Origin of the sequence: Actinophytocola sp., assembly GCF_036555685.1 — a bacterium.
Classification (GTDB): domain Bacteria; phylum Actinomycetota; class Actinomycetes; order Mycobacteriales; family Pseudonocardiaceae; genus Actinophytocola.
In genome coordinates this window covers 15,499-38,076 of sequence record NZ_DATBKY010000296.1, presented here as the reverse complement: position 1 = coordinate 38,076, position 22,578 = coordinate 15,499, and the positions used below count along the sequence as shown (strand labels likewise).

Below are 22,578 nucleotides of genomic sequence, written 5' to 3'. Positions count from 1 at the left end.
GAATACGTGGTTCGCGTTCCGAGGGAGCCGGAGAAATGCTGCGAAGAACGAGAGTCATGGTGGTGGCGGCCGCCGTCGCGATGGCCGGTCTGACGCCGGTGGTGGCGACGACCGCATCGGCCGCACCCGCGCCGTACTGCGGGATCACGTGGGGATCCCTGGCGAAGTCGCACAGCCCGACGACGTCGCCGCAACTGACGAACATCCGCGCCGGGCGGCACGACTGCTACGACCGGCTCGTTTTCGATGTCCGTGGAAATGTCACCGGATACACGGTCAAATACGTGAATACCATGACCGAGGATCCGTCGGGCCGGGTCGTTCCGTTGCGGGGCGGCGCGAAATTGTCGATCGCGATTCAGGCACCCGCGTACGACACCGCGGGCCGGCCGACCTACCGGTACGCGAACCGGGCGGAGCTCGTGAACGTCGCCGGCTACCGGACCTTCCGCCAGGTCGCCCTGGCCGGCTCGTTCGAGGGCGTGACGACGGTGGGGCTCGGCGTCCGCGCCCGCCTGCCGTTCCGGGTGTTCACGCTGCCGAACCGGATCGTGGTCGACGTCGCCCACGCCTGGTGACGCTGGGGCGGTCAGCCGCCCTGGCGCCACATCGAGTACAGCAGCGAGTCGCCGTCCGCGCAGATGACCTGCGGGACGTCCGGGTAGGGGACCTGGTTGCAGGCGAACCCGGCCACCGCGATCGGGTCCGAGCCCGGGTCCGGGTCCGGCCGCTCGGCGTAGTAGTCGACGAGCACGGCCGATGCCTGGTCGCAGTCGACCCGCCCGGCCGGCGTCTCCACCACGACGACCATCATCTCCTTGCCGAACGCGCCGGTGATCGGGCGCTCGCAGTACCGCTGGTTCGCGGCGGGGTCGATCGACGTCGGCGGCGCCGGGAGGTCCGGCTCGCCGGACTCCCCGGTCGCCGGCGTCTCCCCGGTCGTCGTGCCGGCGGTGATCCTCGGTTCCGTGTCCGGCGGCCGCGAGCCCGCGGGTGCGCCGGAGACCGTGGACGTGCAGCCGGCGAGCAGCGCGAACAAGGCCACCGCCACGACCCATCTCATGATCCCGACGTCGGCACGTCCGGGCCCGCCGTTACGGGACGCCGCTACGGGACGCCGTTACGGGACGAGGACGATCCGGCCGGCGGTGGTGCCGGCGGCCTGCCGCTGCCACGCCGTCGCCGCGTCGGCGAGCGGCACGGTCTCGTGCGCCACGGCCAGCCGCCCGGCCAGCGACTCGGCGGCGACGGTGCGCATCGCGTCCGCCTTCCGTTCGCGGGTCACCTCGTTGTTCGTGTACCCGAGCAGCCGCAACGACTTGCTGCGCAGCGTCGACGAGTCGATCGGGGACGTCTCGGACGCCGAGCTGCCGAGGTTGACCAGCCGGCCGGCGGGCCGCAGCGCGCGTGCCGCGGCGGCCGCCGGGGCGCCGAACAGCGGGTCCAGCACCAGGTCCACCGGCCCGTCCGCGGCCGCGGCGAACCGGCTCGCGAGCTCGCCGACGTCCTCGGTGTCCAAGGGGACGACCGCGTCCGCACCGGCCTCGGCGGCCCGGGCCTGCGCGGCCGCCGACCGCGCGCCGGCGACCACCCGCCGCGCGCCCGCGATCCGCGCGAACTGGACCGCCGACTGCCCGACCACGCCGCCCGCCCCGAGCACGATCACCTGCTCGCCGGCCGCGAGCTCGCCACGCCACGTCAACGCCAGGTAGGCGGCGATCGCCGACAGCCCGAGCGCCGCCACCGCCACCGGGTCGGCCTCGGCCGGCAGGTCGACGAGGTCGACCGCGGGCACCGCGGCCACCTCGGCCATGCTGCCGTCGCCCGGCCGCATCCCCGCCGAGGTCGGGAACCAGACGTGCCGCCCGTCCACGGCCCCGACACCCTGCACGCCCGGCACGTACGGGGTGGCCGGCCGCCCGAAGTACGACGTGCCGGACGCGCACAGCAGGTCCAGCGGCATGATCGGCGCGGCCCGCACGCCGACCAGCACCTCGCCCGCGGCGGGCACGGGCTCGGCCCGGCCGGTGACCCGCGGCGGCCGCCCGGGTTCGACGACCTCGACGGCACGCATCGGCTGGCTCGTCACGTCACCCCGTCACGTCGAGATGTCCGGGTAGGGCAGCGAGTTGTGCGCGAGCCGCCGCGCGTACTCCAGCTGGAAGCCGAGCGGCTGGTCGTGGTCGCGCTCGAACATCGCGATGAACAGCGTCAGCGTGAGGAACGGGTGCGCGCCCAGCTCGAACAGCTTCGGGTAGTCGTGGCCGGCCAGCGCCGCCCGCTCGGTGTCGTCGAACGCGAGCCACGTCGACGCCTCGCCGGTGTGGCAGTTGAGGATCCGGTTGGCCTCGTTGGCCTCCCACCACTCGACCGTCCCTTGTGGATCCTCGCGGTACCGCTCGACCAGCTCCGGGTCGCGGTCGACGGTGAACAGGAACTTGTCCAGCAGGTACTTGCTCACTGTTCCGCCTCCCCGGAATCAACCCTGTGGGTCACCGTGAGTTGGTCCCATCCTGTTTGGTGCGTACTTGTGGCCGGGTTGCGTCCCGTTCCCCTTGGGTGCGGTTGGGAGCCGCGCGGCTCATGTGGGCCGTGGCAGGCGACGGACAGCAGGTGCTTCATGCCTTGCCTCCGTTCGGGTACCAGGTGAAGTAGGCCTCCATCGTGTGGAACAGGTCGTACGTGTCGACGAAGTCGGCCTTGCGGCCCTCGCCGGCCACGCCCATCATCAGCATGAAGTCCATGAACCCGTGCGTGGCGTTGCCCGGCAGGTGCAGGCTGTCGAGCGTCACGTCGCCGCAGCAGCCCTCGATGTCGCCGGTGGAGATCCACTCGACGGCCTTGCGGTCGAACTCCGGGTCCGGCCCGTGCGGCCCGAACTGGCGTGGCCCGCCGAGTTCCAGCGACAGGTGCCCGGTGCCGATGACCGCCACCCGCTGGTTCGACGGCCAGGACTCGACGAGCTCGCGGATCATCTGTCCCAGTTGGACGAACCGGCGCGGCCGGGGAAGCGGCGGGGCGAAGATGTTGGTGTAGATCGGCACGATCGGCAGGTCGTTCTGCGGCCGCAGCGTGATGATCGGGCACGTGATCGAGTGGTCGATGCGCAGCTCGTTGGAGAACGCGAGGTCGAAGCCGGCGTCGATGCCCTCGCGCAGGATGTAGGACGAGAGGTCCTCGTTGCCGCGCATGGTCATCCGCGGCAGGCCGAACTCGCGCTCCTCGTTGTACCAGTTGGCATCGTAGAAGGGCGCCTTGCCGACGAGGAACTGCGGCATGTTGTCCAGCCACAGCTGGTGGAAGTGGTCGGAGCCGACCATCACCAGCAGGTCCGGGTTCGCCCGCGTCAGCGTCTCCCGGAACGCCTCGACCTTGCGCACCCACTCGTCGGCGAACGGCGGCCGGTCCGCCCCGGTCGACGTGCTGGCCCGGTAGTAGAACGGGTGATGGGTGGACGCGATGACCGCGACCAGTTCAGCCATGCTGACCTCCGTACGGCTCAGGCGGGACGGACAGGTTGTTCAGATCGACGGACAGGAATATCTCGTTCGCGACCGGGTTGCGCAGCTCCTCCGCGAGCTGGCCGATCAGCCCGGCGGTGCGGGCCAGCAACGCGAAGCCGCGCAGCAGCTCCATCGGCAGGCCGAGGTCGGCGAGCGCCGCTCCGCACACGCCCGCGCCGTTGAGCGGCAGCGTCCGGCCCAGCACCCGCGGGTGCACGCGGCCGATCGCGGCGAAGAGCGACAGGTGCGGCCCGTAGTGCCCTTCCTCGCGGGCGATCTCGAACAGCCGCGGCGTGCGCGGGTCGCCGTCCTTGTGCACGTGGTGGCCGAGGCCCGGGATGAACCGCTTCGCCTCGCGCTCCTGACGCACCACCGAGAGGGCCAGCTCGTCCCAGCCCTCGCCGTCCATCCGCACGTCCAGCGGGAGCTGCCGGTCGCGGAGCACCTCGTGCAGGAACCGGCCGCAGTCCTCGGTGACGCCGAGGAACCGCGAGCCGCCGCCGAGCAGCCCGGCCGCCAGCGCGCCCTGCACGGAGTCCGGTGCGGACAGGTAGGTCAGCCGCGTGACGATCGCGGTCGGGGTGAACCCGTGGTCGGCGAGTGCCGCGAGCACGGCCTCGAACACCCTGGTCTCACCCGTGGTCGGCCGCCGCTGCGTGGCGAGCCAGAACGCCAGCTCGCCGAAGGAGACCTTGCCCATCACGTCCTCGGCGAGGTCCTGGCCGAGCAGCGTGATCTTGTCGGGGGTGGACGCGCCGAGCGCGGTCGGGTACTCAGGCATCGGCATCCCCCGGGCGACCCTCCGCCAGCCACTTACGCAGCTCCGTGCCGTGCTCGTCGAGCAGCGGCGGCGGCAGCGCGTAGTCCACCGGTGTCGCGGAGAACCGGATCGGGTGGCGGGTGGTCGGGATGACCCGGTCGCCCTCGCCGACGTCGACGATCGGGTCGAGCTCGAAGCGCTCCGCCATCGCGAACCCGCCGTCGATCGTGTTGATCGGTCCACTCGGGACGCCCGCCTCGACGAGCAGGTCGAACCACTCGACCGCGCCCCGCTCGACGAGCCGCTCGGTGAGCAGCGGCCGCAGCTGTTCGCGGTTCGCCGTGCGGTCGGCGTTGCGGGCGAACCGCGGGTCGTCTGCGACCTCCGGGATGCCGAGTACCTCGCAGAGCTTGCGGAACTGGCTGTCGTTCGCGGCGGCGACGATCAGGTCGTTGTCCTTGGTCGGCAGCGGCTCGTACGGGAAGACGCTCGGGTGCGCGTTGCCCATCCGGTAGGGCACGACCCCGCCGGCGGCGAACGCCGAGCTGTGGTTGACCAGGCCGGTGAGCGCGGAGGACAGCAGGTTGACCTCCACGCGCTGGCCCTGCCCGGTCGCGTCGCGGTGGCGCAGCGCGGCGAGGATGCCGATGACCGCGTGGTTGCCCGCCATCACGTCGAAGACGGAAATGCCCGCGCGGTAGGGCGGGCCGTCCGGGTCGCCGGTCAGGCTCATCAGGCCGGACATCGCCTGGACCATCAGGTCGTAGCCGGGCACGTGCCGGCCCGCGCCCGAGCCGAACCCGGTGATCGACGTGTAGACCAGGCCCGGGTTCGCCGCGCGGACCGAGGAGTAGTCCAGCCCGTACTTGTCCAGCCCGCCCGGCTTGAAGTTCTCGATCAGGACGTCCGCGCGCCGCGCGAGCTCGCGGCCGAGCCCGGCATCGTGCTCGTCGCGCAGGTCCAGCACGATCGACCTCTTGCCCCGGTTGATGCCGAGGTAGTACGTCGACTCGCCGTCCCGCACCGGCGGCATCCAGGTCCGGGTGTCGTCACCGCGCGGGCCCTCCACCTTGACGACCTCCGCGCCCATGTCGGCCAGCAGCATCGTCGCGTAGGGGCCGGCGAGGATCCGGGAGAAGTCGGCGATGAGGATGCCGTGCAGCGGGCCTGCCATGAGCCTCCGTCCGGGTTGCTGTCCGTATCACGGACACCTGTCCGCCATTCTGGCACGGGAGCCGCGAGGGTCAAGACGCCTCGGTTCGGGTCACGTGCGGCACGGCCTCGAGCCGGGCGAAGTCCGCGCTGATCTCCCCGGCCGCCTTGAGCAGCAGCGGCAGGTGGTGGTCGAGGAGGTGCTCGACCGGCGTCTCCGCCGCGTGCGTGTTGACGTTGAGCGCGCCGACCACCCGGCCGCCGCCGTCCCGCAGCGGCGCGGCCACGGAGCGGATGCCGAGCGCGAGCTGCTGGTCGGTGAGCGCCCAGCCGCGGGCCCGCACCTCGCGGAGCGCGGCGTCGCGCTCGGCGGCGTCGGGCTGCCAGACCGGGGTCAGCCCCGAGCGCGTCGGCTCGGCGAGCACGGCCGCCACCTCGGCCGGCTCCAGCGCGGCGAGCAGGACCTTGCCGAGCGAGGTCTGCAGGGCGGGGAACCGGGTGCCGATCTGGACCGCCAGCGCGACGATCTTGGGCACCGCGACGCGGGCGACGTAGACGATGTCGGACCCGTCGAGCTGGGCGACCGAGCACGACTCGTTGGTCGCGGCCGACAACTCCTCCATGTGCGGCCGGGCGATGTCCCACAGGCCCTGCGAGCGCACGTACGCCACGCCGAGGTCGAGCACCCGCGGGGTGAGCGCGAACCCGGGGCCGGCGGCGCGGACGAAGCCCAGCTCGGTGAGCGTGAGCAGGATCCGGCGCGCGGTCGGCCGGGCGAGCCCGGTGGCCGTGGCGACCTCGGCGAGCGTCATCACCGGCCGGCCGGGCTCGAAGGCCGCGATGACCTCGAGCCCGCGCGCGAGCGCTTCGATGAAGTCCGGTCCGGTGCCTTCGCGCGGCATGGAGGCTCCTGTCTGTGAAGGCCATTGACTTCGTCGCGGTCCAGGATCAGAGTAGCTGTCGTCGGGATACGGACAAGAGTCCGCTAGACGGTCGAGGAGTTCCCCGATGAACGACTTCCAACCCGGACGGCCAGTTCTCCTGCGCGGCGGCACCGTGCTGCCGATGGACGACGCGCGCTCGGTGCTTGCTGACACCGATGTCCTCGTGCTCGACGACCGCATCGCCGAGATCGGCCGCGGCCTGGTGGCCCCCGAGGGCGCCACGGTGATCGACGCGTCCGGCGGCATCGTGCTGCCGGGGATGATCGACACGCACCGCCACATGTGGCAGACCGCGATGCGCGGGTACGGGGCCGACTGGACGCTGACCCAGTACTTCGTGTGGTACTACCTCGAGCACGGGAAGTCGTTCCGCCCGCAGGACATCCACGCGGGCAACCTGCTCGCCGGGATCGAGGCGCTCGACGCCGGGGTGACGACCTGTGTGGACTGGTCGCACGGCCTGCAGACGACCGAGCACGCGGACGCGGCGGTCGACGCGCTGCGCTCGGTGCCGGGCCGGTTCGTGCTGGCCTACGGCAACATCCAGCAGCCGCCGGCGCAGTGGAGCGGCACGCCGGAGTTCCGCGACTTCGTGAACCGCCTGCCGGGCGATGACATGCTGGGCTTCCAGATGGCGTTCGACGTGACCGGCGACCCCTCGTTCCCGGAGAAGGGCGCCTTCGAGGTGGCCCGCGACCTCGGCGTCCCGGTGACCACGCACGCGGGCGTCTGGGGCGCGACGAGCGACGACGGCATCCGGCTCATGTACGACAACGGCTTCATGACCTCGTCGACGATCTACGTGCACTCCGCGTCCCTGTCGGCGGACTCCTACCACCGCATCGCGGCGACGGGCGGCTCGATCTCGGTGGCGACCGAGAGCGAGCAGAGCGCGGGGCAGGGCTACCCGCCCACCTGGGCCATCCGTGCCCACGGCATCCCGGTGTCGCTGTCGATGGACACGAGCGTGTGGTGGAGCGGCGACCTCTTCTCGGCCATGCGCACCACCCTCGGTGCCGACCGCTCCCGCGAGCACATGGAGGCCCACCGCAAGGGCGACACCGTCACCCACTCCAGCCTGCGCGCCGACCAGGTGGTCGAGTGGGCGACGCGGGGCGGCGCGGCCGCGCTCGGCCGGTCCGACATCGGCACGCTGGAGGCCGGCAAGAAGGCCGACGTCGTCCTGATCAAGAACGACAGCTCCCCGGTCTCGTTCCCCATCCTGAACGTCTACGGCCACGTGGCGTTCCAGGCCCAGCGCGGCGACGTGCACACGGTGCTCGTCGACGGCCGGATCGTGAAGCACGACGGCAAGTTGGTCGGCATCGACCTGGCCGCGGCACGTCGCGAGGTCGAGGACACCGTGTCCTACCTGCGTGCCGAGCTCGGCGAGGAGGAGTGGCAGAAGGGCATGAACCCGGATATCCCGGAGTCCAAGGTCCTCGACAACCCGTACCAGTACACCGACTACCAGAGCTCGGCCACGCGAAGCGGCGCGGGCGCCGACGCCTGACGGCTACGAACGGACGGTGCGCAGGTCAGGTCACGTTGAGTACATTGCTCGACGAACAGCGTGTTCGTCGAGCTCAACGGAGATGACGTCATGCGACGGTTCAGGCTGCCGCGCATCAGGCTCGCGGGCCGAGGGGAGCGCGAGCCGGGGGACGAGCACGAGCGGCTCGTGCTCGTGGCCGTGATCGCGGGGTTCGTCGTCGTGCTCGCCGGGATCGCCGGGTTCGTGTTGTTCGCCGCCGCCAGCGGGAACGGCAGCGCGGCGCCCGAGAACCCGGCCATCCCGTCGATCACGGACGCCGGCAACGCCGATCCGACGACCACGACGGAGCCGGCGGCACTGCCCCCGCCGGTGACCAAGCCGTCCGCCAAGCCGTCCACCAAGCCGTCCGCCACGCCGTCCGCCACGCCGTCCCCGACCCGGGCGGAGGTCGCCAAGCCGCGGCCCCGGCCGGCCACGCCGACCTCGCGGCCGGCGGTGCCCACCTCCGGCACGCTCCCGGTCCCGGGGCCGGGTGGCGGCCAGGTCGCGAACCCGTGGGACGGGTGCTCGCCGGAGGGCGCGCGCGCGTCGACGCCGAGGTTCCACCTGCCGATGGTGTGCCACGACGGACGCTGGCACGTCGTGTCGTCCGGACACGGCGGACACGGCGACCACGACGGGCACGGCGGACACGGGCACGGCGACCACGGTGGTCACGGCAGGCACTGAGCCCGCACGGGTCAGCCGGCGTTCTCCTCGACCCACAAGCCGAGCAGCCCCCGGAAGTGCGCGACGAACTTGTCGTGCTCGTGGGCGGGATAGGTCGACCGCACGGTGTCCACGAGGAGCGCGTCGAACGCCGGCGAGGTGACCCAGTCGCGTACCAGTTCGTCCACGTTGGACAGCGCGGTGGCGCAGAACTCGTGGTAGCGGGCCGTCTCGAAGTAGTCGTCGGCCAGCCGGCGGTACTCGGCCAGCTTCTCCTCGTAGGAGAGCGAGGAGTCCGCCACCTCGAAGTAGTTCGCCGTGTCCAGGTCCAGCCGCGGGCGCCGGCCGGACACCGCGCAGAACGCCGACCATTTCAGCAACGTGGCGATGGCCCACGGGAAGTAGTAGTGCAGCGACGTGATCGAGATGTCCGGGCACGCGTTCGCGTAGTCGATCGGGTGCACCGACGTGCCGATCACCAGCGACTCGCACGAGTTGAACTCCCAGCGGAAGAACGCGTTGATCAGCCGGGAGATGGTCAGCACCTCGTCGCCCGCCTCGGGGGACAGGAAGGCGTGGTCCACCGCGTACCGGTCGTGCATCGGCTTGTCCGGCTGGAAACGCATCACCATGCTGTCCGGGCCGATCGTCAGCGAGCGCGCGAACACGTCGTAGCCCTCGACCGACGCCTGCAGGTGCATCAGCATCTCGCCGGACTCGTCGTACGCGCGGTTCAGCGTGCGCGCGTCCCGGATGCGGGACACGCCCCGCCACGCGCCGCCGTCGAAGGGCTTCATGTACAGCGGGTAGCCGATCCGCGAGGCGATCTTCTCGAGGTCGAAGGGCTGGTTGTACCTGGCCGCGGTGTAGGCGTACCGCGCGTTGTCGACGGGGTTCTTGTACGGCACCAGCCACGTGTCCGGCACCTTGAGCCCCAGCCGGATCATCGCGCAGTACGCCGCGTGCTTCTCCATCGACTGGAACGTGAACGGGCTGTTCAGCAGGTACACGTCGTTCATCAGCGCGACCTTCTTCAGCCACTCGCGGGGCACGTAGTACCAGTGCGCCAGCCGGTCGATGACCAGGTGGTAGCGCGGGGTCGCGCGCAGGTCGAACGGCTCGATCGTGATCCGTTCCGTGCGCAGCGTGTGCGAACGCCCGTCGTGGCGCACCGGGCCGAGCCTGCGGACGAGCTCCTCGAAGGCTCGCGGCCAGTCCTCCTCGGTACCCAGCAACAGACCCAGCAGGTGTTCGGTGCGATCGGGCATCCGGGGCCTCCTAACAGAACCGGGGCAGGTGGTGGGCCAGCTGCGCACGCCAGGACGGCCAGTCGTGCGGGACGTCGTGCCCCCACACGTCCAGCTCGCAGCGCAAACCCTTCTCGCGCAACAGGTGCGCGAAGTGCTGGGTGGACGGCAGCGACCCGGTCGTGTCCTCCCACTGCCCCTGCCCGACGACGAGCAGGACCGACAGCCGGTCGCGCAGCCAGTTCAGGTGGTCGCCGTGCAGGTTGGGCACGAAGTCAACCGGGTTGGTGAAGTACGCCGCGTCCGCGCGGTCGCCCCAGCCGTTCCAGGTGGCCGGGTCGTAGTTGCCGGACATGCCGAACGCGAAGGGGAACAGGTCGGCGCGGCGCAGTCCGAAGAGGACGGCGTGGAACGCGCCGAGCGAGCAGCCGAGCGTGCCGATGTCCTGCGGGCCACCGCAGTCGTGGTGGATGGCCGGCACGATGTCGCCCGTGATCCACGACTCGTACACGCCGTGCTGCTGCGCGCGCTGGTCCAGCGGCAGCGAGCTGTTCGACCACGACGCCGCGTCGAACGAGTCCACGCAGTACAGCTTGACCCGGCCGTCGTCGAGCAGCCCGCGGACCGCGTCGATCATGCCGTTGCTCTCGAAGTCCCAGGCGCGGCCCTGCTCGGACGGGAAGACGAGGAACGGCCGCCCGTAGTGCCCGTAGACGATCAGCGTGCCGCCGCCGATCTCGTGCTGTTCGCGGCGCATCAGACCTCCCACAGCTCGCGGAGCAGTTCGGCGAGCGCGGGATCGAACGCGTCCCGCCAGCCGACGTAGTTGTGCGCGTCCGGCACCTCGACCAGCCGCGCGTCGTAGCCGTGCGCGACGAGCGTGAGGACCATCTGGCGGTTGTTGGCCAGGTTCTCCTCGGCGAGCCCGCAGGTCAGCACCGTCGGCACGGACTCGAACGGCGCGCCCTCCGCCTGCACCTTCGCCACGTACGTGCTGACCTGGGCGAACTTCGAGAACCGCCCGCTTTCCTGGGGGTCGAGCTCGATCGTGAGGAACGACGCGGACTGCAGGAACAGCCCGCCGAACAGGCCGGGCAGCGCGCGCTGGGCGTGGAGCATGGCGAGCCCGCCGAGGCTCGCGCCCATTCCGGCGACCGGCCCGGTGACCGCGACGGCGTCGCGCAGCGCGGGCAGGATCCGCTGGTGCAGGGTGGCGGCGTACCACGGGTTGGCCGAGTAGTTGTCGTCGCGGGCACCGGGGGCGAGCAGCGCCACGCGGCAGCGCGGAAGCCGCTCCTCGGCGATCATCGCGGCGGCGAACCCGGTGAGGTCGGCCAGCCGGTCGTACTCCGGACCGTCGTGCGCGACGAGCAGCGGTAAGGGCTCGTCGGGGTCTCCCGGGGTCCACACGCGCGCGTCGACGTCGTGTTCGAGCAGCGGTGCGGGGATCGAGAGGTCGACGTACTCGCCGGGCACGCGTTCGGCCGTGAGCCACGCGGGCGCGGCGTAGCCGGGGAACTCGACGACCGACTTGTCGCCGAACGCGCCCGGAGCACGCAGCGGGTTCGCCGGGTCGCAGATCTCCTCGGCGTCGCCCGCAGGGCGGTGCAGCCGGAACTTGTACTCCATGCGGTGTACCGGTGGCCGGGGGAGCGTGAGCCGCCACTCGCCCTCGTCGTGCACGAAGTCGAGCCCGGCGTCCGGCAGCGAGAGCGCGGGCAGCAGCCGCGCCCCGTCCAGGGTCGGCTCGTCGGTCGGCTCGTCCCGGTCCGGCAGCCGGAACGTCACCGAGTCCGCCGTGACCAAGGGACTGACCAGGGGTGGAGTTTCCGTCACGTGGCGATCACCGGGCCCATTCCAGTCATCGTGCCCCGAATGCGTCAAGCTGGCACGGTGTCCACGCGCGAGTTGTTGGTACTGGGAACGGCCAGCCAGGCGCCCACGCGCTACCGCAACCACAACGGCTACCTGCTGCGCTGGGACGGGCTCGGCCTGCTCTTCGACCCCGGCGAGGGCACGCAGCGGCAGCTGCTGCTGGCCGGGGCGAGCTCGCACGACGTCGACCGCATCTGCCTCACGCACTTCCACGGCGACCACTGCCTCGGCGTCCCGGGCGTCGTGCAGCGGCTCTCGCTCGACCGCGTGCCGCACCCGGTCGTCGCGCACTACCCGGCCTCGGGCGCGGAGTACTTCGCGCGCATGCGGTACGCCACGCCGTTCCACGAGCGGACCGAGCTGCGCGAGGAGCCCGTCGCGCGCGGCGGGACGATCGCCACCGGTCCGTTCGGCACGCTCGAGGCCCGCGAGCTGGACCACCGGATCGACGCGTTCGGCTACCGGCTCGTCGAACCCGACGGCCGCCGCATGCTGCCCGCCGAGCTGTCCCGGTTGGACATCAGCGGGCCGGACATCGGGGTGCTGCACCGGGAAGGCGTGCTCCACCATCGCGGCCGGACGGTCCGCGTCGAGGAGGTCAGCGAGCCGCGCCGCGGCCAGCGGTTCGCGTTCGTCATGGACACCCGGCTCTGCGACGGGGTGTACGAACTCGCCGACGGGGCCGACCTGCTCGTGATCGAGTCGACGTTCCTCGACCGGGACGCGGACCTGGCACGCGACTACGCCCACCTCACGGCCGCGCAGGCCGCCCGGGTGGCCGCCGAGTGTGGGGTACGCAGGCTCGTGCTGACGCATTTCTCCAGTCGCTACCCCGACCCGGCGCCCTTCCACGAGGAGGCCGCCGCGGTGTTCGACGGCGACATCGTGGTCGCCGCCGACCTCATGCGCGTGCCGGTGCCCTCCCGCCTCCCCGGAATTTGACGTGTCCGTTGCGTTCCAGCGGATGGTGCGCGGATGTTGGGTTGGTGGTGGTTGCCTGCCGTCACGGTCCCCTGAGGTCACCTTTGGTCGGTCGAAGATCACGCCCGTGTTGGTGCCAAAGCCTCGATGATCTCGGCCGCGCGTTGCGTGGCCGAGGCCACGGACACGTCCGGGTTGCCGACCTGCTTGTCCCAGTTCAGGTCGTAGTACAGCTCGGTGACGCCCTGGCCGGCGAGCCACTCGGCGTCCGCGCGGATCTCGTCGTACGACCCGGACAGCCGGCCCCGCCGCTCGCCGGCGCGCACCACCCCGCGCACGACGATCCGCGGGGTCGCGGTCGCCGCCTCGCGCGCCGCGTCGACCACGACGGCGATCTGCTCGCCGATCCGGTCGAGGTTGGTGGCGCTGACGGAGAGCCAGCCGGCGCCGAGCCGCCCCGCCCGCTTCAGCGCGGCCGGCACGGTGCCGCCGAGCAGGATCGGCGGGCCACCCGGCTGGACCGGCCGGGGCACCAGCCGGCTCGGCGGGATCGTGTAGAACTCGCCGTCGAACGAGGCGACCTCGTCGGTCCAGAGCGTGCGCAGCACCTGGACGTACTCGCGGGCGCGGGCGGCGCGCCGGGCCGGGGAGGCGCCGGTCGCGGTGAACTCGGGCTCGTACCAGCCGTTGCCCAGCCCCAGGTCCAGCCGCCCGCCGCTCAGCACGTCGAGCGTCGTGGCCTGCTTGGCGAGCACGACCGGGGACACGAACGGCATGTTCACCACGGCCACGCCGAGCCGGATGCGCGAGGTGTGCGCGGCGGCGTAGGTCAGCGCCAGCATCGGGTCGAGCACGCTGCGGTACACCGGGGCGAGGTCGTCGTCCGCGCCGACCAGCAGCCGCTGGAACGTCCACAGCGAGTCGTAGCCCAGCTCCTCGGCGTGGGCGGCGAACCGCGCGATGTTCTCCGGCGTGGCCCACGCGCCGGACACCGGCGCTCCGAGTCCGATCCTCATGGCCCCAACCTAATCCAAGATCGCAACGAGCACGGTTCCGCAACATCCGCCAGGAGATCCGTATTACTCCGAATCTGCGGAGCTAGACTGCCCCACATGCCAAAGTTGCGGATCAGCGAGGCCGCTGACCTGCTGGGCGTCAGCGACGACACCGTGCGCCGCTGGATCGACATGGGCCGGCTGCCGGCCGTCCACACCGAGAACGGCCGCCTGGCGGTCGAAGGCCACGAGCTGGCGGCCTTCGTCCAGCGGCAGGCCGACGCACCGGAGCCCGGGGTCACCGTGGCCGCCTCCGCGCGCAACCGCATGCGCGGCATCGTCACCCGCGTCGTCAAGGACGGCGTGATGGCCCAGGTCGAGATGCAGGCCGGGCCGTTCCGGCTGGTGTCCCTGATGAGCAGGGAGGCCGCGGAGGAGCTCGGCCTCGAGGAAGGCAGCGTCGCCGTCGCATCGATCAAGTCCACCCACGTCGTCGTCGAGATCCCGGAGTCCTCATGAGCCGATCACTCCGGGCGGTCGTGCTGGCCGCCCTCGCCGCCGTGTCCCTCGCGTCGGCCGCCTGCGGCAGCGACGACGGCAACCCGGCGGGTTCCGCGCCGACGTCGGCGAAGGCCGGGGTCTCCGGCGGCATCACCGTGTTCGCGGCCGCGTCGCTGACCGAGTCCTTCGACGCGATCGGCAGGCGGTTCCAGGAGGAGAACCCGGACGCGAAGGTCACATTCGACTACGCCGGCAGCTCGGCGCTGTCCAAGCAGATCAACGACGGCGCGCCCGCCGACGTGTTCGCCTCGGCGGCGCCGAAGAACATGGACGAGGTCGTCGACGCGGGCAACGCGTCCGAGCCGACCGACTTCGTCAGCAACACGCTGATGATCGCCGTGCCGAAGGGCAACCCGGGCGGCATCAGGAGCCTCGACGACTTCGCGGACGCGAGCAAGAAGATCGCCCTGTGCGCGCCCGAGGTCCCGTGCGGTGCCGCCGCGGAGAAGGTCTTCGAGGCCGCCGGCATCACGCCGCAGCCGGACACCCTGGAGCAGGACGTCAAGGCCGTGCTGACGAAGGTGCGGCTCGGCGAGGTCGACGCCGCGCTGGTCTACCAGACCGACGTGAACTCCGGGGGCGAGGAGGTCGAGGGCATCGAGTTCCCCGAGGCCGCGGACGCGGTCAACGTGTACCCGATCGCCGTGCTGAAGGACGCGCCGAACCCCGAAGGGGCCGAGGCGTTCGTCGACTTCGTGCTGTCGGACGAGGGACAGGCCGTGCTGACGGAGGCCGGCTTCGACAAGCCGTGACAGATCAGGCCACCCGGGGCGCGCGGCGGGGGCGCCGGCGAGGACGGCTTCCCGCCGTCCTCGCCGTGCCCGCCTTCGTCGGCCTGGCCTTCCTGGTCGTGCCGCTGGCCGGGCTGCTCGTCCGCGCGCCCTGGTCCACCCTGACCGAGCAGCTGCTCAGTGCCGAGGTCGGCCAGGCGCTGGCGCTGTCGCTCGTGTGCGCGAGCCTCGCGACGGCCGTGTGCGTGGTGCTCGGCGTGCCGCTCGCGTGGCTGCTGGCCCGCGGCGACCTGCCCGGCCGGGGCGTGCTGCGGGCCCTGGTCACGGTCCCGCTCGTGCTGCCGCCGGTGGTCGGCGGCGTGGCGCTGCTGCTGGTGCTCGGCCGCCGCGGGCTCGTCGGGCAGTACCTGCACGACTGGTTCGGCATCTCGCTGCCCTTCACCACGGCCGGGGTCGTCGTGGCGGAGGCGTTCGTGGCGATGCCGTTCCTGGTCATCGCGGTCGAGGGGGCGCTGCGTGCGGCCGACCCGCGCTACGAGGAGGCCGCGGCCACGCTGGGGGCGTCCCGCTGGCTGACGTTCCGGCGGGTCACGCTGCCCTCGATCGCGCCCGGCGTGGTTGCCGGGACCGTGCTGTGCTGGGCCCGGGCGCTCGGCGAGTTCGGCGCCACCATCACGTTCGCGGGCAACTTCCCTGGTAAGACGACGACCATGCCCCTCGCCGTCTACCTCGCGCTGGAGACCGACCCCGGCGCGGCGATCGTGCTGAGCATCGTGCTGCTCATCGTCTCGATCGTGGTGCTGGTGAGCCTGCGGGACCGGTGGCTGCGCGGACTGTCATGACAGGGCCGACATGACGCTGCACGCCGACCTGCACGTCAGCCGCGCCTCCGGGTTCCGCCTCGACCTCGACCTGTCGATCGTGCCCGGCGAGGTCGTCGCGCTGCTGGGACCCAACGGCGCGGGCAAGACGACCGCGATGCGGGCGCTCGCGGGCCTGCTGCCGGTCACGACCGGCTCCATCCGGCTCGACGACACGGTGTGGGACGAGCCGCCGCGGGTGTTCGTGCCGGCCGAGGAGCGGTTCGCGGGCGTCGTGTTCCAGGACTACCTGCTGTTCAACCACCTGAGCGCGCTCGACAACGTCGCCTTCGGACTGCGCGCGCAGGGCATGGCGCGGCACCCGGCCCGCATGCGGGCGCGGGACTGGCTCGCGAAGGTCGGCCTCGAGCAGTTCGCCGGCACGCGGCCGCGGTCGCTGTCGGGCGGGCAGGCGCAGCGGGTGGCGCTCGCGCGGGCGCTGGCCACCGACCCCGCGCTGCTGCTGCTGGACGAGCCGCTGGCCGCGCTCGACGCGAGCAACCGGCTGCACATCCGTGCCGAGCTCGCGCGCCACCTCGGCGAGTACCCGGGCCACACGCTGCTCGTCACCCACGACCCGCTGGACGCGATGGTGCTGGCGGACCGGATCGTGATCGTCGAGGAGGGCAGGGTCGTCCAGGCGGGGCCACCGGCCGAGGTCGCCCGCGCGCCCCGGACCGACTACGTCGCGCACCTCGTCGGGTTGAACCTGTACCGCGGCACGGCGTCCGGGACCACGGTTTCGCTGCCCGGCGGTGGGACGTTCACGGTGGCCGTGCCCGCGTCGGGTGCGGTGTACGTGGCGTTCCCGCCGAACGCGGTGAGCCTGCACGCGACCGAGCCGTCGGGCAGCCCCCGCAACTGCTGGCCGGTGACGGTCGCCGGGCTGGAGCAGCACGCCCACACGGTGCGGGCGCGGTTGGACGGCCTCCCGCCGGTGCTCGCGGACATCACGCCGGTGGTGGTGGCGGAGCTGGCGCTGGCCCCGGGTACCCGGCTGTGGGCGACGGTGAAGGCGACCGAGGCGGTCACCTACCCGGTCTGACCACGCCGCCCGCGTGGAGGGGGCGTCACCCCTCCAGGTCCTCCGTCGGGCTCGGGTGGGCACCGCGGAGCAGCCAGGGGCGGGCCTGCCGGTTGACGCGCGGCAGGATGACCCACGTCAGCAGCGCGGTCAGGATGCCGGAGGTGATCGCGAGCAGCACGAAGCGGGGCAGCTGCGGCAGGACCGCCATCAGGCCCATGCTCACCAGCAGCAGCGTCGGGTACGCGGCGGCCCAGGTGAGCAGGAAAGCCTTCCACTTCGGGGACTCACCGGAGATGTTGAACCAGTTGTGCAGCCCGGACGCCGACGTCGCGCCGCGCTCGGAGATGCGGTCGCCGCGCGCGATCAGGTTCCGCCGCTGCGGCGACTCCTCCCACGCCTTGAGGTTCGGCTCGGAGTCGAACTGGTACACGAGGTGGTTCATGCCCTGCGCGTCGTGCAGCCGGATCCCGCCCAGATGACCGTCGAACTCCGCCGCCGCCTTGTCGACCTCGTCCGCCCACTCGGCGAACTCCTGTTCCTTGCCCGGCCGGATCACCCGCGTGACCGCGACGGTGACCGGCTCCTCCGAACGTCGATCGCCCATCGAGCACGGCTACCCGGTGCGAACCGCGGTACACCTGTTTCCCGGACGGGCACGCCGGTTACCCCAGCTGACATGCCTGAACTTCCCGATGTCGAGGGCTTTCGCCGGGTGCTCGCCGCGCACACGGGCACCCCGATCCGCCGCGTCGACGTGCTCGACGCGCAGGTGCTCCGCGGCACGAGCGCGCAGCGGTTCGACGACGGACTGCGCGGCCGCCGGTTCGGCAAGCCGCGCCGGCACGGCAAGTGGCTCCTCGCCCCGACCGACGGCGCCGACACCGTCATGCTCCACTTCGGCATGACCGGCGAGCTGCGCTGGGCAGCGGCTGACCAACCGGACGAGAAGCGGCATCCGCACGACCGGGTCGTGTTCGTGTTCGAGGGTGGGGAGCTGCGCTTCCGGGACATGCGCAAGCTCCAGGGCCTCCGGCTCGCCGACGACCGGCAGGTCGACCGGATCCTCGGCGAGGTCGGGCCGGACGCCCTCGACGTCACCGCGAAGGAGCTCGGCGAGCTGCTCGGCCGGCGGCGCCAGGTGAAGGCCACGCTCACCGACCAGTCGGTCCTCGGCGGCATCGGCAACCTGCTCGCCGACGAGATCCTGTGGCGCGCCCGGGTCAACCCGCGCCGCAAGGGCACTGATCTGTCCACAGAGGACGTCAAGCGCATCCACGGCCGGCTGCGTTCGGTGCTGCGCCAGGCCATCCCGGCCGGGCGGGTGCCGCCGCGCAAGTCCTGGCTGACCGGCCGCCGCGACGAGCCGGCCGGGTCCTGCCCGCGCTGCGGCACGACGCTCTCGCACGGCCGCGCGGGCGGGCGCGGCACGGTCTGGTGTCCGGGCTGCCAGCCCGAATGAGGTTAGGGTCAACTCGGGCCGAGTGGGGGTCGACGATGCGAGCACTCGTGGTGGATCCGGTGGCGCCGGACGCGGTGCGGCTGTCCGACGTGGCCGAACCGGTCGCGCGGGACGGGATCCTCGTCGAGGTGCGGCACGCCTCGCTCAACCGCGGCGATCTGAACGACGCCCGCTCCGGCCGGGTGCCGCCGGGCTCGGTGCTCGGCTCGGACGTCGCCGGGGTCGTGCTCTGGGGCGGCTCGCTCGCGCCCGGCACTCGCGTCGCCGGCCTCGCGCCGGGCGCCTTCGCCGAGCGAGTGGTGGTGCCGCCCGATTCGATCGCCGAGGTGCCGGCGATGGTGGACCTCGCCCAGGCGGCCGCGCTCCCGGTCGCCGGTGTGGCCGCCCTGCGCGCGTTGCGCGCCGCCGGCGCGCTGCTCGGGCGGCGCGTGCTGGTCACCGGCGCGTCCGGCGGGGTCGGCCGGTTCGCGGTCCGGCTCGCGAAGATGGCCGGCGCCCACGTGATCGCCTCGGTCGGCTCGCTCGCGCGCGGCGAGGGGCTCGGCGCCGACGAGGTCGTCGTCGGGCTGGACGGGATCGGCGAGCCGGTGGACGTCGTGCTGGACAACGTCGGCGGGCCGCAGCTCGTCGCGGGCTGGCAGCTGCTCTCCCCGGGCGGCAGCCTGCAGAGCATCGGCTGGAGCTCCGGCGACCCCGCGGTCTTCCCGCCCTACGCGACGATCGGCCCGGCCAAGTCGCTGACCTCGTTCCTCAACACCGGCCCGGTCGGCGCGGACCTGGCCGACCTCGTGCGGCTCGTCGCGTCCGGCGACCTCGCCGTGGAGATCGGCTGGCGCGGCCCGCTGGACCGGTTCGCCGACGCGGCCGCCGCCCTGCGCGACCGCCAGGTCGGCGGCAAGGCCGTGTTCGACGTCAGCTGACGGACCGGTTGATCACCTGACCGTGTCGGCCGACCGCCGGTCAGGCGGTATGTCCGGGCGGTCAGTGCACCCCGGGCATGAGCCGCCGGATCCACGGGACGCACGCCGCGAGGATCAGTCCGAAGAGGACGGCCGCGCCGCCGACCACGAGGAAGTACGGCGCCTCGTGCTCGGGGTCGTAGTTCTCCGCGAAGAACCCGGCCGCGGCGGTGCCGAGCGCGACCGACAGGAAGTTCAGCGCGACCATCTGCGTGCGGAACGCCTCCGGCGCGAGCTTGGTGGCGAGCGACAGGCCGACGGGGGAGAGCAGCAGTTCCGCGATCGTGAACAGCAGCAGGATCAGCACGAGCGCGTACAGCGGGGTGGTGTTGCCCGTGTTTGCGCTCCACGGCAGGAAAAGCAGGAACGCGATCCCCGCGGTGATCGTGGCGAGCGTGAACTTCGCCGGCGTCGACGGCTGGCGCGGGCCGAGCTTCGTCCACAGCGCCGCGAAGGCGCCGGCGAGCAGGATGATGAAGATCGGGTTGATCGCGTTCGCCCACGCCACCGGCATCTCCCAGCCGAACAGGTGCCGGTCGAGCCGCTCGTCGACGTAGATCACGACGACCGTGAACTGCTGCTGGAACAGCGAGAAGAACACGAAGCTCGCGAGGAACATCGGGATGAAGCCGAACACCCGGCGGCGTTCCAGCGGGTCGATGCGCCTGCTGGACAGGATCACGGCGAAGTAGGCGACCGACGCCGCCGCGATCACCACGAACGTGATCAGTGCGAGGTTGGCGGCCGTGATCGCGCCGGACAGCACCAGCAGGACGATCACCACGACCGCGCCCAGCGCGACCCCGAAGACGAGTGGCCGGCGTGCCGGCGGCAGCGGGTTGGGCACCACGTCCGCCCGGGGCCCGAGGTTGCGGCGCCCGAAGGCGTACTGCACCAGCCCGAGCGCCATGCCGATCGCGGCGAGCCCGAACCCGTAGTGGAAGCCGAGGTTCTGCTGGGCGAGGCCGGTCAGCAGCGGGCCGGCGAACGCGCCGATGTTGATGCCCATGTAGAACAAGGAGAACCCGGCGTCGCGACGCTCGTCCTCCGGTTCGTACAACCCGCCCACGATCGACGTGGCGTTGGCCTTCAGCCCGCCGCTGCCGAGCGCGACGAGCACCAGGCCGGCGCCGACCCCGGCGGAGCCGGGCAGCAGCGCGAGCGAGATGTGGCCGAACATGATCAGCACGGCGCTGGCGAACAGGACCCGCTCGGAGCCGAACATCCGGTCGGCGAGCCAGGCGCCGATCACGGCGGACAGGTAGACGAGCCCGCCGTACGCGCCGACGATGCTCGTGGCGGCCGCCTGCGAGAGCCCCAGCCCGCCCTCGGTGGCCGAGTAGTACAGGTAGATCGTGAGGATCCCCTGCATCCCGTAGAACGAGAACCGCTCCCACATCTCGAGCCCGAACAGGGTCCCGAGTGCTCGCGGGTGCCCGAAGAATCCCCTTTGTTGCCGGACGTCCATCACTTCGGTGGCCAAGGCAACCCCCTTTCGGTGCCCGGCTACCCCGGAGTGCGCGCCGGATAACGTGCGCCGTTGAACGTGACCCGAGCACGGTCACGGTGCCGTCGTGCTCGGTGCGGTCGGCGGACGTCGCCACGCTCCGGCTCGGACCACGGCCCAACTGTCCTGACGGGACGGTCGCGGGGCGGCGTCGGCGGGCCGCGCCGGCCCGGCGGCGGTCCAGCCGAACCCGGCGAGCACGGCGACGAGCAGCGTGAGCGCGAGCCCGCCCGTGTCGGAAGCCGTCCCCGAGACGCACGGTAGCCGGCCGGCGGAACTGTCCGACTACGACCGCAGGTCGTGGCGAAATTCCACCATTCGGTCAACGGGTGAACTAACAGACCGTAACAACGCTGCTCAGGCGGTTGCCAGCGACGCGGTGAGTCACTCGTTAGTCCGTTTGGCCTCTTAACTTTTGTTGCTCGGAGACATAAGTTCGAGTCGTTTCATCGGAAGCGGCTTTTCCTGCACCAACCACGGCCGATACCCGAGCCGACACGACAGCCACACGACAGCCAACGCGACAGCCAGCGTGAGGGACACCCGGCGGTCTCCGCCGGATGAAAGGCGAGGCAGCGTGACAACGGATGTCACCGCGCCGGTGCCCGGCAGCCTGCACAGCCGTGCGCCGACCGCGGACCCGCGTGCCATCCACGGTGCGCCGCAGCGTCGATCCCACCGTCGATCCCAGCGTCGATCCGCCCGTCGATCCCACCCCCTGCCCATCCCGTCATCCCCCGGCACCGCTCGCGCCGAGCGGTGAGCCGGCCCTGCCCTCCCGACGACCCCGGTGTCCACGAACGGAGATCCACTATGGACGAACCTGCCCAGCGCGCCCGGTGGTCGCGCCGATCCATGCTGGCCGGAGCCGCGGCCGGACTGGTGAGCCCCCTCGTCGTGAACGGCAGTGCGGCGCCGTTCTCGGTCGAGGCTTCCGCGCAGGCGCGCGGCAAGCTCCGCCAGGTCACGATCTACGCGGAGCCGGTCGAGGGCGGGCTGGTCGGCTACGGCCTCGGTCCGGGCCAGGCCACGATTCCCGGCCCGCTGCTGGAGATCTACGAGGGCGACACCCTCGAGATCGAGCTGGTCAACAACACCGACCAGCGGCTGTCGATCCACCCGCACGGCGTGGACTACGACACCGCGTCCGACGGCAGCCCGCTCAACGCCTCCTTCAACGAGCCGGGTGAGACCCGCACCTACACCTGGCGCACCCGCACCGCCCGCAAGGCGGGCGGCTTCTGGATTCCCGGCAGCGCCGGGTTCTGGCACTACCACGACCACGCGATGGGCGACCACGGCACGACCGGCATCGCGCGCGGCCTCTACGGCGGGCTGATCGTCCGCAAGGTCGGGGATCCCTTGCCGGACAAGCAGTTCACCGTCGTGTTCAACGAGATGTCCATCAACAACAAGATGGCCCCGGACACCCCGATGTTCGAGGCCAACCACGGCCAGCGGGTGGAGTTCGTGTGCATCGGCCACGGCAACCAGCTGCACACCTTCCACCTGCACGCGCACCGCTGGGCCGACACCCGGACAGGGCTGCTCGGCAGCGGCGACGACGTGCACACCCGGGCGATCGACAACAAGGACCTCAACCCGGGTGACTCGTTCGGCTTCCAGGTGGTCGCCGGCGACGGCGTCGGGCCGGGCGTGTGGATGTACCACTGCCACGTCCAGTTCCACGCGGACGGCGGCATGGTCGGGCTGTTCCTCGTCCGCAACTCGGACGGCAGCATGCCCGCCGGCGCGCAGGAGGCCATCGACCGCTTCCACGCCCACCAGCACGAGACGGCCCAGCAGCAGAGCTCCAGCACGCACGCGGGCCACCGGTGACTTCCAGACAACCCAACCGAATGAAGGAGCGAGGG

The 22,578-nt window shown here is 71.9% G+C and carries 24 protein-coding genes; 11 read left to right on the top strand and 13 right to left on the bottom strand.

Going from position 1 to position 22,578, the window contains the following annotated elements:
* Positions 1 to 35: 35 nt before the first annotated feature.
* Positions 36 to 578 carry an AMIN-like domain-containing (lipo)protein gene (locus VH969_RS30455; RefSeq protein ID WP_331980550.1) on the top strand — a complete coding sequence of 181 codons (543 nt, stop codon included), beginning with the start codon at positions 36 to 38 and terminating at the stop codon, positions 576 to 578.
* 11 nt (positions 579 to 589) lie between these two features.
* On the opposite strand, the gene VH969_RS30450 is transcribed toward VH969_RS30455, so the two are convergent.
* The 7 genes from VH969_RS30450 to VH969_RS30420 all read right to left on the bottom strand — a co-directional run bounded on the left by VH969_RS30450 (position 590) and on the right by VH969_RS30420 (position 6,317).
* On the bottom strand, positions 590 to 1,063 hold the full coding sequence (locus VH969_RS30450) for a hypothetical protein (protein WP_331980548.1): 474 nt from the start codon (positions 1,061 to 1,063) through the stop codon (positions 590 to 592).
* A 57-nt stretch (positions 1,064 to 1,120) separates the two neighbouring features.
* Positions 1,121 to 2,089: a quinone oxidoreductase family protein gene (locus VH969_RS30445; protein ID WP_331980546.1), complete on the bottom strand. Its 969-nt coding sequence runs from the start codon at positions 2,087 to 2,089 to the stop codon at positions 1,121 to 1,123.
* 9 nt (positions 2,090 to 2,098) lie between these two features.
* Positions 2,099 to 2,461, bottom strand: a complete 363-nt coding sequence (locus VH969_RS30440) for a hypothetical protein (protein WP_331980544.1) — start codon at positions 2,459 to 2,461, stop codon at positions 2,099 to 2,101.
* A 157-nt stretch (positions 2,462 to 2,618) separates the two neighbouring features.
* Complete coding sequence (locus VH969_RS30435; protein ID WP_331980542.1) at positions 2,619 to 3,482, bottom strand: DODA-type extradiol aromatic ring-opening family dioxygenase; 864 nt, start codon at positions 3,480 to 3,482, stop codon at positions 2,619 to 2,621.
* A complete protein-coding gene (locus tag VH969_RS30430) occupies positions 3,475 to 4,290 on the bottom strand; it encodes a citryl-CoA lyase (protein WP_414638639.1) in 816 nt (271 codons plus the stop codon). The genes VH969_RS30435 and VH969_RS30430 overlap by 8 nt, the downstream gene beginning before the upstream one ends.
* The gene (locus VH969_RS30425; RefSeq protein ID WP_331980538.1) at positions 4,277 to 5,437 is read right to left on the bottom strand and encodes a CaiB/BaiF CoA transferase family protein; all 1,161 of its coding nucleotides are present in this window, start codon (positions 5,435 to 5,437) and stop codon (positions 4,277 to 4,279) included. The genes VH969_RS30430 and VH969_RS30425 overlap by 14 nt, the downstream gene beginning before the upstream one ends.
* A gap of 70 nt (positions 5,438 to 5,507) precedes the next feature.
* A complete protein-coding gene (locus VH969_RS30420) occupies positions 5,508 to 6,317 on the bottom strand; it encodes an IclR family transcriptional regulator domain-containing protein (RefSeq protein WP_331980536.1) in 810 nt (269 codons plus the stop codon).
* Positions 6,318 to 6,423: 106 nt separating this feature from the next.
* Here VH969_RS30420 and VH969_RS30415 point away from each other — a divergent pair, with 106 nt between their 5' ends.
* Positions 6,424 to 7,872: an amidohydrolase family protein gene (locus VH969_RS30415; protein WP_331980534.1), complete on the top strand. Its 1,449-nt coding sequence runs from the start codon at positions 6,424 to 6,426 to the stop codon at positions 7,870 to 7,872.
* 90 nt (positions 7,873 to 7,962) lie between these two features.
* On the top strand, positions 7,963 to 8,583 hold the full coding sequence (locus tag VH969_RS30410) for a superantigen-like protein SSL4 (RefSeq protein ID WP_331980532.1): 621 nt from the start codon (positions 7,963 to 7,965) through the stop codon (positions 8,581 to 8,583).
* 11 nt (positions 8,584 to 8,594) lie between these two features.
* Here the strand turns inward: VH969_RS30410 and VH969_RS30405 are convergent, their stop codons facing one another.
* From VH969_RS30405 to VH969_RS30395, 3 genes are read right to left on the bottom strand one after another with little or no spacing between them, the layout of a single operon-like run.
* Positions 8,595 to 9,830, bottom strand: a complete 1,236-nt coding sequence (locus tag VH969_RS30405; protein WP_331980531.1) for an ATP-grasp domain-containing protein — start codon at positions 9,828 to 9,830, stop codon at positions 8,595 to 8,597.
* Between the two features lie 10 nt (positions 9,831 to 9,840).
* On the bottom strand, positions 9,841 to 10,566 hold the full coding sequence (locus VH969_RS30400) for an esterase family protein (protein ID WP_331980529.1): 726 nt from the start codon (positions 10,564 to 10,566) through the stop codon (positions 9,841 to 9,843).
* Positions 10,566 to 11,645, bottom strand: coding sequence for an alpha/beta hydrolase (locus VH969_RS30395; RefSeq protein WP_331980527.1), 1,080 nt, complete (start codon positions 11,643 to 11,645; stop codon positions 10,566 to 10,568). The genes VH969_RS30400 and VH969_RS30395 overlap by 1 nt, the downstream gene beginning before the upstream one ends.
* A 57-nt stretch (positions 11,646 to 11,702) precedes the next feature.
* On the opposite strand from VH969_RS30395, the gene VH969_RS30390 reads away from it, so the two are divergent.
* Positions 11,703 to 12,626, top strand: coding sequence for a ribonuclease Z (locus VH969_RS30390; protein WP_331980525.1), 924 nt, complete (start codon positions 11,703 to 11,705; stop codon positions 12,624 to 12,626).
* Positions 12,627 to 12,724: 98 nt separating this feature from the next.
* Here VH969_RS30390 and VH969_RS30385 read toward each other — a convergent pair whose 3' ends face one another.
* Positions 12,725 to 13,621, bottom strand: a complete 897-nt coding sequence (locus VH969_RS30385) for a TIGR03619 family F420-dependent LLM class oxidoreductase (protein WP_331980523.1) — start codon at positions 13,619 to 13,621, stop codon at positions 12,725 to 12,727.
* Positions 13,622 to 13,717: 96 nt separating this feature from the next.
* Here VH969_RS30385 and VH969_RS30380 point away from each other — a divergent pair, with 96 nt between their 5' ends.
* The 4 genes from VH969_RS30380 (at position 13,718) to VH969_RS30365 (ending at position 16,797) form a co-directional block, all read left to right on the top strand.
* Positions 13,718 to 14,119, top strand: a complete 402-nt coding sequence (locus VH969_RS30380) for a TOBE domain-containing protein (RefSeq protein WP_331980521.1) — start codon at positions 13,718 to 13,720, stop codon at positions 14,117 to 14,119.
* Positions 14,116 to 14,913, top strand: a complete 798-nt coding sequence (modA, locus tag VH969_RS30375; protein ID WP_331980519.1) for a molybdate ABC transporter substrate-binding protein — start codon at positions 14,116 to 14,118, stop codon at positions 14,911 to 14,913. The genes VH969_RS30380 and modA overlap by 4 nt, the downstream gene beginning before the upstream one ends.
* A gap of 65 nt (positions 14,914 to 14,978) precedes the next feature.
* Positions 14,979 to 15,734 carry a molybdate ABC transporter permease subunit gene (gene modB, locus VH969_RS30370; RefSeq protein ID WP_331980517.1) on the top strand — a complete coding sequence of 252 codons (756 nt, stop codon included), beginning with the start codon at positions 14,979 to 14,981 and terminating at the stop codon, positions 15,732 to 15,734.
* Positions 15,735 to 15,744: 10 nt separating this feature from the next.
* Positions 15,745 to 16,797, top strand: coding sequence for an ABC transporter ATP-binding protein (locus VH969_RS30365; RefSeq protein ID WP_331980515.1), 1,053 nt, complete (start codon positions 15,745 to 15,747; stop codon positions 16,795 to 16,797).
* A gap of 25 nt (positions 16,798 to 16,822) precedes the next feature.
* Here VH969_RS30365 and VH969_RS30360 read toward each other — a convergent pair whose 3' ends face one another.
* Positions 16,823 to 17,383: a putative antibiotic biosynthesis monooxygenase gene (locus VH969_RS30360; protein WP_331980513.1), complete on the bottom strand. Its 561-nt coding sequence runs from the start codon at positions 17,381 to 17,383 to the stop codon at positions 16,823 to 16,825.
* A gap of 72 nt (positions 17,384 to 17,455) precedes the next feature.
* Between VH969_RS30360 and VH969_RS30355 the strand changes: the two genes are divergently transcribed.
* Both VH969_RS30355 and VH969_RS30350 read left to right on the top strand, forming a co-directional pair.
* Positions 17,456 to 18,238: an Fpg/Nei family DNA glycosylase gene (locus VH969_RS30355; RefSeq protein WP_331980511.1), complete on the top strand. Its 783-nt coding sequence runs from the start codon at positions 17,456 to 17,458 to the stop codon at positions 18,236 to 18,238.
* A gap of 35 nt (positions 18,239 to 18,273) precedes the next feature.
* The gene (locus tag VH969_RS30350) at positions 18,274 to 19,158 is read left to right on the top strand and encodes a zinc-binding dehydrogenase (protein ID WP_331980509.1); all 885 of its coding nucleotides are present in this window, start codon (positions 18,274 to 18,276) and stop codon (positions 19,156 to 19,158) included.
* Between the two features lie 61 nt (positions 19,159 to 19,219).
* On the opposite strand, the gene VH969_RS30345 is transcribed toward VH969_RS30350, so the two are convergent.
* Positions 19,220 to 20,665, bottom strand: a complete 1,446-nt coding sequence (locus VH969_RS30345) for a peptide MFS transporter (RefSeq protein ID WP_331980610.1) — start codon at positions 20,663 to 20,665, stop codon at positions 19,220 to 19,222.
* A gap of 852 nt (positions 20,666 to 21,517) precedes the next feature.
* Between VH969_RS30345 and VH969_RS30340 the strand changes: the two genes are divergently transcribed.
* A complete protein-coding gene (locus tag VH969_RS30340; RefSeq protein WP_331980507.1) occupies positions 21,518 to 22,543 on the top strand; it encodes a multicopper oxidase domain-containing protein in 1,026 nt (341 codons plus the stop codon).
* Positions 22,544 to 22,578 lie beyond the last annotated feature (35 nt).